This window comes from Chlorogloea sp. CCALA 695 (assembly GCF_003003885.1).
GTDB lineage: Bacteria > Cyanobacteriota > Cyanobacteriia > Cyanobacteriales > Chroococcidiopsidaceae > Aliterella.
The window spans coordinates 221,399-236,584 of sequence record NZ_PVWN01000001.1; the positions used below are offsets into that span (position 1 = coordinate 221,399).

Sequence of the window (15,186 nt, forward strand, 5' to 3'; positions counted from 1 at the left end):
ATTAGCCATGTGAAACGCTCAAAACAAACAGCGTACCCGCACAAATATTACCAATAGCAAACATCAAACTCCGTCCTAGCGGTATGTTAGCAATATAAAACCCTGAATACAGCAACCTTGCTACTACAAAGGTAATTGCCGCAATTTCTGCTGTCTGGGAATTTTGTCCTGTAATGTAAGCCATTAAAGCGGCGGCGGCAAAAATGGGGAAGGCTTCTAAAGTATTTTGATGCGCCCAATTAGCCCGTTGAGCATAGGACGGTAACTTATCAAACATCGCACGCGGCGCAGCCATGTCATAACCTACCTGGAATCGCCCGTAAGCGACCGCTAAATAGGGAATATAAATTAAGACTGCTGCCGCCACAATGCTAGTTAAAAAAACTGTCGGCGCGGTGAATAGCGATGTCATATTTTAATCAAAGTAGAATAATGTAACCACTTTTCTTTGATCTTCGGCTTCTTGGCAAGTTTGTAACAAAGTGCGGCTGTCATGAAAGGCAAAACAGATGAGTTGCTGACAACGGGAAACAATTTCTTGATTGCACAATGAACTAGCTTCAGCTAAAGATAGGCGATCATTGCCAGGATTTTCAACTAAGTGCATGACTTGTTCTAACTGCTGGCGAGATTCTTGGGGTTGACGTTCCAAACTTTGCGGCAAAATTACCGTTAATAAGTTGGGATCGGCACGCATTGCGCCGCGAATTGCTGCCGCATTAGTACCAGCAGCACCAGAAGTTAGCAACCGATTTCCTGATAAAACTAAGGCATAACTCATCATCTCGATTAAGTGTTGATGAGTAAGGGGGACATGGCGCGAACCTAGTAAAGCAATCCGTTTAGAGCCTGTTTGCTGGATTGTTGCTAATTCTTGCGCTAATGTATCGATTTTGGGTATGTCTATGGACTGACTCAAATTGGCGCGATCGCGTTTTTCAAAACAACCTCGTTATTTTAGCAGAGAGTACCGCTATTGAATGCGATCACCGATTTTTAGTAAATCCTCAAAGATATCGTTTTGAGATCAACTTCCTCTTAGCTGTTTAAGGCAAAGCCACCGCCGCTTCAATGCCCAATATAGACAACAAACGGTCAATATCAAAATGCTCTTGCATTAATTGACGGATACAATCTACCTTGATTGGTTCGTGCAGGCGGACTTGTCCAAAAGCGCGATCAACAATTTCCACTGTAGAAAGGGTATCGAGATCAACCGATAAAATCGGAATTTCTAATTCCTCTGCTTTATTGAGAATAAAATCCGGTGGTGGTACTTGTCCAGTGAGAATCAGACATTGAGTAGAACTTTCCAATGCTGCTAATTGAATTTCTACGCGATCGCCTCCGGTTACTACTGCCATATTGCGCCGTTTGCGAAAGTATTTAAGCGCCGAATTGACATTCATAGCCCCAATAGCGAGACTTTCTACCATTAGGTTAAGGCGATCGCCCCGGCAAAGCACTTCTGCTTGCAATTGCTTAACAAGTTCTGCAACGCTGACACTACGCAGCAAAGCATTTTTTGGTAGCATTCCAAGTACGGGGATATTTTGCTGCTCTAAAAATGGACAAATTTGGTTACGGGCAAATTCTAATTCATCGGCGGGAATATCATTGATCAGAACGCCAACTAAAGATTCACCCAAGCTAAACTTTGCGGCTAACAATGCCTCCATTGACAAAACCGATTGGTAGCGCACTACCAACAATACAGACGCACCAACAGCTTGTGCTACTTGGGGCAAACTGAGGTCAAATAACATTCCTTCTGCTAAATTCCCAGCGCCTTCTAGCAATACTAAATCGCCGCTAGAAGTTTGCAGGTATTGCCTAGCTTCCTGTTGATAATCAGTTTTATCTTCACCGCTTAGACGTTTTTTTACCGTAGTACCATTCAAATTTAGTAGTGTTGGTAATAATCGCTGAGGAGACAGAGCAAGTATTTGCTTAATAAATTCAACATCTGCTTCCCCTACTTTTCCTTGGTCTTCACTAAAATTACTCCCTACGGGCTTGCCGTAAGCAATATCTAAGCCTTTTTTTTGCAGTTGATCAGCTAGACCTATTACAGTAGCAGACTTACCACTGTAAGCCTCTGTTGACCCAATTAGTAAATATTTAGCCGATATTGGCACGCTTTGCTCCTTATTTTATCTTTGGCAGTAGACCCAGGAGTCTCCACTGGTTCGTTACTTAAGCGCAACTTTTTGTTTATCTTAAGTCGAAATTTAGTTTTACAGGCTAACAATAATATTGCCAATCCCAGGAAAATTTTTAGACTAGGTTTAAAGATTAGTCGTCTTTACGCAGAAGTTTACGATAAAACCCTTTAGGAAAATCAGTAGTTTGCGCTAGTTGAAAAGTAACGACTACATCAATTAAAAAATCTACTAATACCGAACTTGCCATCATAATTTCGTAACTTAGCTCGGCGTTCCCGTCAAACTGCATCCGACACCGGACTAAATCGGCAGGTAACGTCGAAACGTTCCAAGTAGCAACAAAAGGAATACTTTCTCCCCCCTCAATTTTACGCTGTCCTTGTAGCACTCCTTTTTTATACAAACTAATAGCTAAAGGCAGAATATTACGCTTGTTTCCCTGAAAATAGGGCATATACACTCGGACATCTTGAGGATTGGCGGGCTGTAGTTGAGCGAGAGACATGATTAAATATTCCTTAAATTTACGTAAAATGATGGCTAATCTAGGCTGCTGACCATAATATTCCCAAAAACGACCTACTTATTACACAGAAATAAAGTAATTTGCTGCATAATTCTTTTTACTCAAAGTCAAAATGATTGACTCACGGTTTATTATGGGCTGAAGATGTCTTAAGAAAATTCTGGTGAGCAAATTCTATGGCTCCACTGGTTGCCAACTATTACTTGACCTATCGCTGCAATGCTCGCTGTCACTTTTGTAACATTTGGGCATTGGAACCGCCAAAGGAAGCCGATTATCAAACGATCGCGCACAATTTGGTTGATTTACGCAAGCTAGGTGTAAATTACATTGATTTTACTGGGGGCGAACCATTGTTACGCGCCGATGTTGGTCAAATATACCAAGAGGCAAAACGCCTTGGGTTTATGACTAGCATGACGACAAACACGATTTTGTATCCCAAAAAAGCGAAAGAAGTTCAAGGACTTGTAGACTTTTTAAATTTTTCCTTAGATGGTGCGGATGCTGAAACTCATGACAGATCACGAGGAGTAAGACTTTTTGACAACTTGGTAGAATCGGTAAAACTTGCCCAATCTTTAGGCGAATACCCCGTACTCAACCACACCGTTACAGCCCAAAACTACGAGCGAATTGACGAAATTGGCGAATTAGGATTGCGTTTAGGGGCGAGAGTGTGGCTAAACCCAGCTTTTACCGCCTATGACAACTATAATTCCCAAAAAAACCCCACTCCTGACATGGTGGCGGCAATTCAAGCTAGCGGGAAGAAGTATAAGAATGTCGGATACAATAAAGCTGCATTGGCTTTTATTGAAGCTGGCGGCAATGATACCAAAAACCCCCGTTGTAAAGCGGTAGATGCGGTAATTGCAATTTCTCCTGACGACCAACTGCTGTTGCCTTGTTACCACTTTGCCCAATCAGGCGTACCCATTAACGGTAAGCTTTACGAGCTTTACCGTGAATCGGAAGAAGTGGAGAAGTATCGCGCTTCTCAAGGAAAGCTATCAGTCTGTGAAGGCTGTACAGTATGGTGTTATTTGATCCCCAGCTTCAATATGGGTGTAGACAAATACTGGTGGCTAAATACAGTAACTTATGCCAGCGAATTTTTGGCAAGAAAACGATTCTTACAACGAGCTTGAAGCGCTTAATTCGTTGTTGTCTGAGTTCTCTGAACCAGAGGAATCAGAAGAAAGTGTTGAGGAGTCAATGTTAGAGGTATCAGCAACATCTCTAACTTTTGACTACCAAGGACGCAGACGCAAAGCGGCGGTAGTTTTGACAATAGTTTGGGGCGGTACGATCGCCCTAAACTTGGTTTCCTGGGGTTCGTGGTTTGTTTTAGGCATGACAACAATTTTTGGGATTCATGCTTTGGGACTTGTTTTTACTCGTCCCCGCCTAGCACCAGCACCATTATCGGGGGACTTAGCAAGTTGTCCCACAGTTTCCTTGCTAGTTGCTGCTAAAAACGAAGAAGCGGTAATTAGCAATTTGGTCAAAATGCTTTGTAGTATCAATTACCCGTTAAGTAAATACGAAATCTGGGTAGTTGACGATCATAGCACCGACAAAACGCCGGAATTGCTGGCAAATCTGGCGCAAAAATATTCTCAGCTAAAAGTATTGCGGCGCACCGAAACCAGTGGCGGTAAATCTGGGGCGTTAAATGACGTATTGCCATTGACAAAAGGGGCATTTTTAGGGGTATTTGATGCCGATGCTCAAGTGTCGCCCGATTTGCTTCGTCAAGTATTGCCTTTATTTGATCGAGAAACTGTAGGGGCTGTACAGGTACGGAAAGTAATCGCCAATGCTGGGATTAATTTCTGGACAAAAGGGCAAAGTACAGAAATGGCTTTAGATAGCTATATGCAGCAACAGCGCATTGCTAGGGGCGGGATCGGTGATTTGCGTGGTAACGGTCAATTTGTGCGCCGAGAGGCTTTAGTGCGCTGCGGAGGCTGGAATGAGGAGACAATTACCGATGACTTGGACTTGGCTTTACGCTTGCACCTAGACCAGTGGGATATTGAGTTTTTGAGCTTTCCCGCAGTGATGGAAGAAGGCGTAACTACAGCAATTTCTTTATGGCATCAGCGCAATCGCTGGGCTGAAGGACAATCTCAGCGCTATTTAGATTACTGGAAAGCAATTTTTAGCAATCGGTTGGGAAGGGCAAAAACCTTTGATTTGGCGATGTTTTTGTTAATACAGCAAATTTTACCGATCGCTTCTGTACCCGATTTGATGATGTCTTTAGCCCGTAATCGAGCGCCAGTAATGGCTCCCTTAACTGGTATCACTCTAAGTTTGTCAGTAGTATCAATGTTTATGGGTTTGAAAAGGGTAGGCAAACAAGAATCGTTGAACCCATCGGCATTTTTGGCGATCGCCTTGCAAACTCTCCGGGGTACTATTTATATGCTCCACTGGGTAGTTGTTATGGTTAGCACCACTGCACGAATATCGGTTAGGCAAAAGCGGCTGAAGTGGGTAAAGACAGTACACGAAGGCGTTATTGATTAAAAATCTATTTCCTCATCATCTTCCTCATCCCAGTCACTAGCAGAAGTAGAAATTTCTTGAAAACCTTTAGGGACGGAGCGTTCGCCCCCCAAAGTTTCCGCTTGCGTTACTGGGGGAGAGTTTGAGCTAACAAGTGGTTTTAAGTTAAAGTTGACCGTTTCACCCTTAAAAGCCTCAGCTAAACGTTGAGATGCAAGTTCTAATTGATTGTCAGCTATTTCAAAAGTGGTATCAGTGCTAGGTGTAGCAACTACTGGGGTTGGTTGTGGCGTGACGACGGGCAATTCTGGGGCTAGTGGAGGCGGAGGGGAGATAGGCGCTTTTGGCGGTGGTGTAGTTTTGGCTTCTTTCCCCACTTCTACAGTTACTTTTACTTTCTGCGATCCTAACTTTTGAAAAGCAGCCTCAATATTAGGAATTTTATTTTGTACCATAGCCAGCAATGGTTGAGAGGCAATCCCCACTCGCGCCAAACTCCCATCAAAAGATAGCAAGCGGCACTGTTGACTTACAAGTGCTTGGGCGGAATAAGGTTGAATTTCTTTAACTACTTGTTGCCATAAGTCGCTATCTCCAGCGACTACGGTTGGTTCTGCTTCTAAAGGCTGAGAAGTTATATCTGGCGGTACAATGGGCGTAGGTGTGGGTTCAACTCTAGTTATTTGCTCAATAACTGGAGTTGGTTTAGTTTCTGGAATTGGGGCGCTAATTATTTGCTGAGGAATTGCCACTACAGGTTTTTGCGGAGTATTAGCAGACAATAATCCTAATAATGTTACTTCTAACCACAAACGCGGTTGAGTAGAGTTTTTGATTTGAACTTCACTTTTTGCTAAGTGCTGTTGTCCGTTGATAATAGTAGCAATTTCTAACTTCAGGGCTAGTTCACCTAGTTTTGCCCAAGTTGCGGGAGTAAGAGAAACTAAATCGCTACGAGTGGGAGCAGTTTTAGCAATGAGTAAGTCTCGGTAGAATCCAGCGAGATTTTGTAGCACTATCACGGGTTCACGCCCTCGATCCATAATTTTTCGAGCGCTTTCTAAAATAGTATCGGGGTGGTTTTGGGCGATCGCATTCAACAATTCTAAGCAATCTTTTTCGCTTACTGAGCCTGCTAAATCCCACACGCGCTCAATAGTAATTTCCCCCGATAACAAGCTCAACTGATCGAGCAAACTTTCTGCATCCCGCAAGCCGCCTTGAGCTAGTTGAGCTACTAATTGCAAAGCCTCGGCGTTGATACTAATGCCTTCTTCGGTGGCAATATAGCGCAAATGATCGGCTATTGCTTGAATCGGAATGCGGCGAAAATCGAACCTTTGACAGCGAGAAATAATTGTCGGTAAAACTCGCTCTGGATCGGTGGTTGCTAAGATAAATACCACGCTTTTCGGCGGTTCTTCCAGAGTTTTTAACAGACAATTGAACGCCGCACTCGATAACATATGGCATTCATCGATCGCATAAACTTTGTAACGACACTGTACGGGAGCAAATTGGGCGCGTTCGATAATTTCCCGAATGTTGTCTACACCTGTATTACTAGCAGCGTCAATTTCAATCACATCTAAAGCAATACCTTTAGTAATTCCTTGACAAGCATCGCACTTGCCACAAGGCTTTTCTGTTGGCGCGGGGCTACTAAGACAATTGAGAGATTTAGATAAAATCCGGGCGCTAGAAGTTTTACCCGTCCCTCTTGAGCCTGTAAACAAGTAAGCCGGGGCTATTTGGCTTTTGCGGATAGCATTAGTGAGCGTAGTTGCGATCGCCTCTTGCCCAATTAAATCAGCAAAAGTTTGTGGTCGATATTTGTGATGTAGCGGCTCGTAAGACATTAGTTTTAATACATTCCCTCCTACTAAGATAAAGGAGCAGGGGACGGATTGTTTGTTTAATTTAGTACAAATTTACTAGAGGAGGATAGTTTTGGCGCGATCGCCTTTTTCTGCCTTAGATAAGGAAACCATTGGCTTAGTCTACGGTTTTTTGGGCGTACTTTGCTTTAGCCTAACTTTACCCGCCACACGGGCGGCGGTAGCAGACTTAGATCCCGTTATAGTTGGGCTGGGACGATCTATGGTGGCGGCGATGCTGGCGGCAATATTATTGAGAATTAGTGATCAAAAAACCCCAAGTCGCAGGCAAATAAAAAGCTTAATAGTTGTAGCTTTGGGTGTAGTAATTGGGTTTCCAATTCTATCAGCTTGGGCAATGGTAAATTTACCCGCTTCTCACGGAGCAATTGTTTTAGGAATTGCGCCTTTAGCTACGGCGATCTCTGGAACACTCCGTACAGGCGATCGCCCTTCAATAGGTTTTTGGTTAGCAAGTATATTAGGTAGCGCTACAGTAGTTAGTTTTGCTGTCTATTCTGGGGCGGGACACCTGCAAATAGGAGATTTAGCGTTATTGGGGGCAATGATTGCAGCGTCTTTTGGCTACGCAGAAGGCGCACTATTAGCGCAAGTAATGGGGGGATGGCAAGTAATTAGTTGGGGCTTAATAGTGGCTGTACCAATGATGATTTTGCCTGTAATTGCCGCCGTCTGGCAGCATGGATTAGTAGCATCGCCTACCGCGTGGTTGGGCTTTGGTTATATTGCAGTATTTAGTCAGTTTTTGGCGTTTTTTGCTTGGTACAAAGGCTTGGCAATTGGCGGAGTGGCGCGAGTGGGACAAGTTCAACTATTGCAGCCATTTTTGACAATTGCCGCCTCAGCGTTGCTACTAGGGGAATCAATTTCTCCCGTTGCTATTGGCACGGCAATTGTCGTGCTTATGATTGTGATTTTGGGCAAAAAGGCAGCAGTGAAACGGGTTAAATAAGTCCACATTGGCGCTGCAACGATTGTTTAAGCAATCTTTGGTACTCTAAATCTGCAACTTGGTAAGCCCCAAACCGCTCTAAGTGCGGGTTCATCATTTGGGCATCAAACAAGACAAAGGAACGCGATCGCAATTTTTCTACTAATTTCACCATTGCAACTTTTGAGCCGTCGGGAATGCGATAAAACATTGATTCGCCGATAAACATCCCACCGATGGCAATTCCAAGGATTCCTCCGGCTAACTCATCACCAAGCCAAGTTTCAAAGCTGTAAGCCCAACCATTGAGGTAAAGCGCCCAGTAAATCTCTTGTAACTCCTTTGAAATCCAAGTATTTTCGCGGTTAGCACAGCCCTTAACTACCGCTTTAAAATCGCGGTTGATAGCTACTGTAAATTTGTCGGAGTTTAAAACGCGCTGTAATGATTTGGGGTAGCGAAATCGAGCATCTAAAGGAATTAACGTGCGATCGCTACTTGAATACCACTGCAAGCTTTCGTCTTCAGTAGCCATCAAAAAGTAACCTTGAGCGTAACCCTCAATGATGGCTAAAACATCATAATCCATTAATTAATCTGCGAGTTGAGAACGCCATTTTAACGTTAAAACCCTCTTCAAATTTCTGGGATAATTTGGTTGACTCTGTAAAAAGTTTAATCTTTCCAATCCACTGACTCAGTATTGCCAATCTCTGATTACCTACATATACCGAGTTAATTGAACGCGATAACGTTCTTTTTTAGTAACCATAATCTCGCCAACTTCCAATCTTCCCTTACCGCGAATCGCAATCAAATCGCCAGACTTGACTTGATAACTTGTTTGAGTAACATCTTTCCAATTGACACGCACATCGCCGCCGTCGATTAAGTCAGACATTTTGCTGCGAGACATTCCAAAACCCGCCGATGCGATCGCATCTAATCTTAAAGAAGCCTCAACAGTAGTCGATTCCTTCTTTTTAGGTTCTCTAATTTTTAGCTCACTTAAATCTATGCGTTGAGTTTTTACAGGAACAGAACGCACTTGTTGCAAGCTCATTTCTAAAAATTCTGCTATTTCGGGACTAGCGATCGCCTGCGCCCCCCGTTCGCCTAGTACAATAACATCGCCCGTCTTCTCACGGACAATTCCCGCCCCCAACATCGCCCCCAAAAAGTCGCGGTGCGTCGCTGTATCAAAAAGGAAGTTTCCAGCAATTTCTAGCGCCACTAGCTCTACTTGTTCGCGTTCTAAAGGCATTTCCGATCGGGCAATCGCTACTCGTTGGCGTTCGGCTTGTTCGTATCCACCCCAAGCCACTATTTGCACCTCTGTTAAGCGACTAAACACCCGTTGGAGTTCGGCAAGTTCTGGCGGAGACAAAAAGTCTGTTAGCACAACTTCCCACGTCTTAATTGCTTGTTCAGCGCGATCAATTACCCGCGCTATAGTGTCTCGATTTTCTACACCTTTTAAAATTTCTTCTCTTGGCAACATTGAAAACTTTTAACTAAATGAATCTTATTACTGCTCGTCGGGATCGTTATATCCTTGTAAGTTTTCTGGTTCAAATTTTCTTAATACTCGGTTAGCTTGACGAGTAACTAAATCCGATCCTTTGACAACTACTAAATATTTGCCTGCGTTTAAGCGATTGCGGTAGGGGAGCGCGTCACCGCCACCTAAAGTTAAACCTACTCCACCACCTGCAAAAAAGCTGCCCATAAAACCGCCGCCTGCGCCTAAAAGAGCGCCAATTGCAATGTTACCCGTTGTACCTGCCCAAGGAAAAGTATTTAAACCTGTGAGCAAATTAAAAGCTCCACCTGCGATAAACCCAAAAGGTACTAGCCAAAAAGAGAGTAAACGGGATTGTTTTTTAGCTTCATTATTAGGATCAATTAAGCCAAATTCGTCCGCCGTTTTGTAACCTCTGCCCAAAATACTGACATTTGCTAGAGGTATACCTTCTTTTTCAAGAGTTACGTAGGCAGATTCGGCTTGAATGCGATCGCTCATCACGGCGATAAGATAGTTCATAAAATGCGATAGATTTTGTTAGTGCTGGTTTCAGCTTTGGGTTATAGTTTAACTTGCTGCGAGTATGCCCCAAGCTATAGTTATTTTAATTATGGCAGGAACAATTATTGCTTGTGCCGCCGTGACTTTGGGCGCGATTGCGCTCGCGCGCAGCGCTAAAAGCGATCGCACTATTAATATGCAAAGCTAAAGTCAAAAATCAAAGTCCATCGTAAAAACGAAGTATAGCGCGACTTCCTACAGAAAAATGCCCAAAGTTCTTGTATCCGATCCCATTGACCAAGTTGGAATTGATATTCTCTCTCAAGTTGCCACCGTTGATATCAAAACCAATTTATCCCCCGAACAACTGATCCAAATCATTCCAGAGTATGACGCATTAATGATCCGCTCTGGCAGCCGCATTACCAAAGAAATTATTGAAGCTGGAACCCAGCTAAAAATTATCGGACGTGCTGGCGTGGGTGTAGATAACGTCGATGTACCCGCCGCCACGCGCCGAGGCATAGTAGTAGTAAATTCCCCCGAAGGTAACACCATCGCCGCTGCCGAACACGCTCTAGCGATGATGATGGCGCTCTCTCGCTACATTCCTGATGCCAACGCCTCCGTAAAAAGCGGACAGTGGGATCGCAAAAGTTACGTAGGCGCGGAAGTTTACAAAAAAACCCTGGGAGTGATCGGTTTAGGTAAAATTGGCTCTCATGTGGCTAACGTTGCTAAAGCAATGGGCATGAAACTAATTGCCTTCGATCCTTTTATTTCCAACGAACGCGCCGAGCAATTAGGCTGTCGCTTAGTAGATATGGATTTATTACTACGAGAATCTGACTACATCACCCTACACATCCCCAAAACTCCTGAAACAACCCACCTCATCAACGCCGAAGCTTTAGCCAAGATGAAGCCCAACGCCCGAATTATTAACTGTTCAAGAGGCGGAATTATTGACGAAGTTGCTTTAGCTGAAGCCTTAGAAAAGGGACAAATTGGCGGCGCGGCTTTAGACGTATACGAAACCGAACCCTTGGGAGAATCGCCCCTCAAAGCCTTGGGCAAACAAGCAATTTTAACTCCGCACTTAGGCGCATCTACCGCCGAAGCGCAAGTAAACGTAGCCATAGATGTCGCCGAGCAAATTCGGGACGTGCTACTAGGCTTACCTGCCCGTAGTGCGGTAAATATTCCCGGTATTAGCCCCGATGTAATGGAAGAACTGCGCCCTTATATGCAGTTAGCCGAAACTTTAGGTAAGTTTGTCAGTCAGTTGGCTGGAGGTAGAGTCGAGTCGCTAGTTGTCAAACTTCAAGGCGAACTTGCGACTAATAAAAGCCAGCCTTTGGTAGTAGCGTCGCTTAAAGGATTGCTATCTCAAGCTTTGCGCGAACGAGTAAATTATGTAAATGCTGGTATTGAGGCAAAAGAGCGAGGAATTAGAGTTATTGAAACGCGAGATGCGTCGATTCGAGATTATGCCGGATCGTTGTATTTAGAAGCTAAAGGCTCGTTAGGCACTCATTCAGTTACAGGGGCATTGTTAGGAGATGGCGAAATTCGGATTACAGATATTGACGAATTTCCAATCAACGTGCCGCCAACTAAACATATGCTATTTACTTTACACCGCGATATGCCAGGACTAATTGGCAAAATCGGTTCGTTGCTGGGTAGCTTTAATGTCAATATCGCCAGTATGCAGGTAGGACGTAAAATTGTGCGCGGCGATGCGGTAATGGTGTTGAGTTTAGACGATCCTTTACCCGATGGAATTAGAGAAGAAATTATCAAAGTTCCCGGAATTAGAGACGCTTACACGGTTACTTTATAACGTTGCTAATTTATGGCAAATAGTTGGTGGGAACTACAAATTGATTGCGATCCAAGCTTAGAAGAATCGATTTTCTGGCGCTTGGATAAGTTTGGCTGTCAGGGGACAGCTAGTGAAAATAAGGGCGCTGCAAGTTTAGTAAAGGCTTATTTACCTAGAAATCAAGTCCAACTATTAGATTTGGCAGCGCTGTCATTGTGGCTGAGGCAAGATGCTTTAATTGCCCAATTGCCTGCACCGTCGCTGCACTGGCAATTGATGGACGAGGAAGACTGGGCGAGTAGCTGGAAAGATTACTGGCAACCGGAAGAAATCGGCGAGTATTTTTTGATTAATCCAGCTTGGATAGAAGTACCAGAAAATACAACTCGTTTAGTTCTTACTCTCGATCCGGGCATGGCTTTCGGTACGGGCAATCATGCCACAACTCAGCTATGTTTGGAATCATTAGAAATGCGAATTGATGAAGATTCCCAAGGCGAAGTATTAGCAGACATCGGCTGTGGTTCGGGTATTCTGTCCATTGGGGCGTTGCTACTAGGTGCGAGCAAAGTTTATGCCGTAGATACAGATTTATTAGCGGTGGAATCTACTACTAGCAACCGGGAGTTAAATAAAATTGCTCATGATCGCTTGCTTGTAGATAAGGGCAGTGTAGAGCAAGTGCAAAAGCTGCTCCACAACGAACAAGTAGATGGCATTATGTGTAATATTTTAGCCGAAGTAATCATTCGTCTAATTCCCCAAATAAGCGCACTTTGCAAGCCGACGACTTGGGGGATTTTTAGTGGTGTATTACTCGACCAAGCCGCAGATGTAGCAGATGCTTTAGAACATAATGGCTGGATTGTTGCTACTATTTGGCGGCGCAAAGAATGGTGTTGCTTTAATGTCCGGCGCTCTTAAATCTAGAATTGGGGGCGGATTCACCCCTAAGTAGTAACTAGGGAGTGTGGAAGTGAGATCGCACATATATTATCTAGTAGACAGCGTATGAGCGATTTAGAACATGGGTATAAGCCATCATTGTTTTTGATGAAAACAGTAGCCAGAAAGCTTTATGTGAAAAGTGATTTAGAGTTTTATTTGAAAAACTTATATGAATTCCCTTTGTCCTAGGAAAAGCATAATCTCTTAATTAAAAGCAGAAAGCAGACTGTACAAAATCTCTGAAAATTGAAAATCATGTTAACCTAATGTCACGATGATTGGTTAAAAATTCTAAGAAATCTAAATATTAGCATCTATGGCAATGCAAGATCCTGCCGTCTTAAAGAAGGTGTCTGTCAGTTTGCCCTTTGGTATTGGCTCTGCTGAGTGGGAAGCTGATTCTACGGAGCGCAATGCAGCGTGGTCGTTATACGTTGAATTAGTAACTCGCATCGCTGTTCAATCGTTAGAAGTTGATCAAGGAACAGTACGCGAAGCTCTGAACTCGCTGTACAGCTTATTTAGTTCTACCCGTGAAATTCTTAGAGAAGCAGGTCCAAAAGTTGGTGCTTCCCCTAACTCTGTTGGTGGGATTGCTATTGCAGTTCTTAATAAGGGTCTACGACCTTTTCTCTCAGAATGGCATCCTCTTCTTCAAGTCTGGGAAGCAAAACGCACTCCTGACTTAAGCCCCAAAGAGCATGAGGAAAATTGGGTAAAGGAACCTCAATTAAGAGGTAAACTTTCATTACTACGGGCGGATTTAGAAGAGTATGCCAACGCGTTGGCGGAAATTGTTGGGCTTAAGTTGTAGTAGTAATTAGCGACCTGAGATCAGGAGTGACTGATGTTCGATGTTTTTCTGGCACACAACAATGTCGATAAACCCGCAGTTAGAGTTGTTTGCAACAAACTTAGAAGGCTAGGGATTGACCCATGGCTCGATGAAGAGCAGATTCGAGCAGGAGAAGCGTGGCACGATACACTTCAAAGAGCCATGACTGAAGTTGAGTCAGTAGCTGTTTTTATTGGAACAAATGGATTAGGAAGATGGCAATCGATGGAATTACCGGTGTTTATCACCCTATATAACGAGGGGCGAAAAATCCCAATTATTCCTGTTCTTTTGCCTGGAGTAAGTCGCATTCCAAATGAACTGGTTTTTTTTAAACAATTTCAGGCTATGAAATTTGAGAACGATATTGAGGATGAAAATGCAATTAGAAAACTTTATGATGGAATCATCGGAAGAAGATCGAATCAACCACCAAAGGTTTTAAAGAGGGGTGAGATATTTGAGAGGTTTACAGACGCAACACTCTATCTGGATCAGACATCTCAAGATCCTATAGACGAGATTCGGCAACACATAGACAAAAAAACTCTAATACCTCTTAGATATATATACAGCTTTCCATACGGTGCAAACCTCTGGATCTCTTTATGTAACGATCCTAATGAATATAAATATTATGCACACTCAGTAAACTTCATCCGAGAGGAAAAAAGCCGCATAGTGGGAGCAATTGAAGAGATTAATCCAGAAATAATCCGCTCAAATCCTGACTATATCAGTCTCGGCTGTGGTAATGGGGTAAAAGATAAAATTCTTCTCGAGGAGATCCTAAGCCGAAGTGGAAGCACCCAGCCAAGGTCTTACTACTATCCATACGATATTAGTCCTGTTTTGCTTTCTAAAGCGATCAGGAGAGTCTGTGAGTCGGACATCTTAAAACAAAGTATCAGAATCAAGGCAATCGAGGCAGACTTTCAAAGCTTGCCGTTGTTTGACCCAGTTTATCAATATCGGCAGGAGCCAAATATATTTGCTCTTCTAGGAAATACTCTAGGGAATATGAAAGACGATGTGGAATTTCTTCAACAGGTAAGGGAGGCGATGTACCCGGATGATGTACTTCTTGTGGAAGTAAGGCTCTACCAAGACTATGACACCACCGTGCTAAGTGGTGATCTTCAAAGAATTAAGCAGTTCGATTTTACTCCGCTCCGATGGCTTGGAGTAAATTACGAGTCTGAAAAGCTGAACTACTCAATTAAAGAGAACGAGAGCGGTTCAGGAGCCGTAACTCTCACAGCTAATTACCAGAATTTCACGATTGAGGAAGGAGGCAGTGTCAAAATAATTGGCAAGGCAAAACTTGCGTGTGTTCATCTTTATCAGAAGAATTCCCAGGGAGAAGTATACGGATTGGAAAAGGTCTTTGGGAATAAGGGGTTTAAAATAGAGGCAAAATTTGTTAATGAGAGTACAGCATTGTTTGTTTTGACATTAGCTCCTCAATCAGACTCTTAGGAAACCAATGATTCCTTTGGTGCAACTCTCCCT

16 protein-coding genes are annotated in these 15,186 nt (G+C 43.4%); 8 read left to right on the forward strand and 8 right to left on the reverse strand.

Going from position 1 to position 15,186, the window contains the following annotated elements; all coding sequences use genetic code 11:
* Position 1 precedes the first annotated feature (1 nt).
* The 4 genes from C7B70_RS01045 to ebsA all read right to left on the reverse strand — a co-directional run bounded on the left by C7B70_RS01045 (position 2) and on the right by ebsA (position 2,670).
* On the reverse strand, positions 2-412 hold the full coding sequence (locus C7B70_RS01045; RefSeq protein WP_106367204.1) for an MAPEG family protein: 411 nt from the start codon (positions 410-412) through the stop codon (positions 2-4).
* Positions 413-415: 3 nt separating this feature from the next.
* Complete coding sequence (locus C7B70_RS01050; RefSeq protein WP_106367205.1) at positions 416-919, reverse strand: DNA recombination-mediator protein A; 504 nt, start codon at positions 917-919, stop codon at positions 416-418.
* A gap of 127 nt (positions 920-1,046) precedes the next feature.
* Complete coding sequence (locus tag C7B70_RS01055; protein WP_106367206.1) at positions 1,047-2,138, reverse strand: phosphotransacetylase family protein; 1,092 nt, start codon at positions 2,136-2,138, stop codon at positions 1,047-1,049.
* A gap of 157 nt (positions 2,139-2,295) precedes the next feature.
* Positions 2,296-2,670: a type IV pilus biogenesis protein EbsA gene (gene ebsA, locus C7B70_RS01060; protein ID WP_106367207.1), complete on the reverse strand. Its 375-nt coding sequence runs from the start codon at positions 2,668-2,670 to the stop codon at positions 2,296-2,298.
* Between the two features lie 197 nt (positions 2,671-2,867).
* Between ebsA and C7B70_RS01065 the strand changes: the two genes are divergently transcribed.
* The gene (locus C7B70_RS01065; protein ID WP_106367208.1) at positions 2,868-3,842 is read left to right on the forward strand and encodes a radical SAM protein; all 975 of its coding nucleotides are present in this window, start codon (positions 2,868-2,870) and stop codon (positions 3,840-3,842) included.
* Positions 3,796-5,229: a glycosyltransferase family 2 protein gene (locus tag C7B70_RS01070; protein WP_106367209.1), complete on the forward strand. Its 1,434-nt coding sequence runs from the start codon at positions 3,796-3,798 to the stop codon at positions 5,227-5,229. The genes C7B70_RS01065 and C7B70_RS01070 overlap by 47 nt, the downstream gene beginning before the upstream one ends.
* On the opposite strand, the gene C7B70_RS01075 is transcribed toward C7B70_RS01070, so the two are convergent.
* Entirely contained in the window at positions 5,226-7,067 is a 1,842-nt protein-coding gene (locus C7B70_RS01075; protein ID WP_106367210.1) for a DNA polymerase III subunit gamma/tau, read from the reverse strand. The genes C7B70_RS01070 and C7B70_RS01075 overlap by 4 nt on opposite strands.
* Before the next feature lie 91 nt (positions 7,068-7,158).
* Here C7B70_RS01075 and C7B70_RS01080 point away from each other — a divergent pair, with 91 nt between their 5' ends.
* The gene (locus C7B70_RS01080; protein ID WP_106367211.1) at positions 7,159-8,058 is read left to right on the forward strand and encodes a DMT family transporter; all 900 of its coding nucleotides are present in this window, start codon (positions 7,159-7,161) and stop codon (positions 8,056-8,058) included.
* On the opposite strand, the gene aat is transcribed toward C7B70_RS01080, so the two are convergent.
* The 3 genes from aat to C7B70_RS01095 all read right to left on the reverse strand — a co-directional run bounded on the left by aat (position 8,051) and on the right by C7B70_RS01095 (position 10,081).
* Positions 8,051-8,626 (reverse strand): leucyl/phenylalanyl-tRNA--protein transferase, encoded by a 576-nt coding sequence (gene aat / locus C7B70_RS01085; RefSeq protein WP_106367212.1) that lies wholly within the window; start codon positions 8,624-8,626, stop codon positions 8,051-8,053. The two genes, C7B70_RS01080 and aat, sit on opposite strands and share 8 nt — an antisense overlap.
* 132 nt (positions 8,627-8,758) lie before the next feature.
* Positions 8,759-9,538, reverse strand: coding sequence for a photosystem II S4 domain protein (locus C7B70_RS01090; protein WP_106367213.1), 780 nt, complete (start codon positions 9,536-9,538; stop codon positions 8,759-8,761).
* 27 nt (positions 9,539-9,565) lie between these two features.
* Complete coding sequence (locus tag C7B70_RS01095; RefSeq protein ID WP_106367214.1) at positions 9,566-10,081, reverse strand: hypothetical protein; 516 nt, start codon at positions 10,079-10,081, stop codon at positions 9,566-9,568.
* Positions 10,082-10,145: 64 nt separating this feature from the next.
* Here C7B70_RS01095 and C7B70_RS28215 point away from each other — a divergent pair, with 64 nt between their 5' ends.
* The 5 genes from C7B70_RS28215 to C7B70_RS01115 all read left to right on the forward strand — a co-directional run bounded on the left by C7B70_RS28215 (position 10,146) and on the right by C7B70_RS01115 (position 15,153).
* Entirely contained in the window at positions 10,146-10,271 is a 126-nt protein-coding gene (locus C7B70_RS28215) for a hypothetical protein (protein ID WP_255409299.1), read from the forward strand.
* A 57-nt stretch (positions 10,272-10,328) separates the two neighbouring features.
* The gene (gene serA / locus C7B70_RS01100; protein ID WP_106367215.1) at positions 10,329-11,909 is read left to right on the forward strand and encodes a phosphoglycerate dehydrogenase; all 1,581 of its coding nucleotides are present in this window, start codon (positions 10,329-10,331) and stop codon (positions 11,907-11,909) included.
* 12 nt (positions 11,910-11,921) lie between these two features.
* Positions 11,922-12,815, forward strand: coding sequence for a 50S ribosomal protein L11 methyltransferase (prmA, locus tag C7B70_RS01105; protein WP_106367216.1), 894 nt, complete (start codon positions 11,922-11,924; stop codon positions 12,813-12,815).
* Between the two features lie 340 nt (positions 12,816-13,155).
* On the forward strand, positions 13,156-13,653 hold the full coding sequence (locus C7B70_RS01110) for a hypothetical protein (RefSeq protein WP_106367217.1): 498 nt from the start codon (positions 13,156-13,158) through the stop codon (positions 13,651-13,653).
* Between the two features lie 33 nt (positions 13,654-13,686).
* Entirely contained in the window at positions 13,687-15,153 is a 1,467-nt protein-coding gene (locus C7B70_RS01115; RefSeq protein WP_106367218.1) for an L-histidine N(alpha)-methyltransferase, read from the forward strand.
* Positions 15,154-15,186 lie beyond the last annotated feature (33 nt).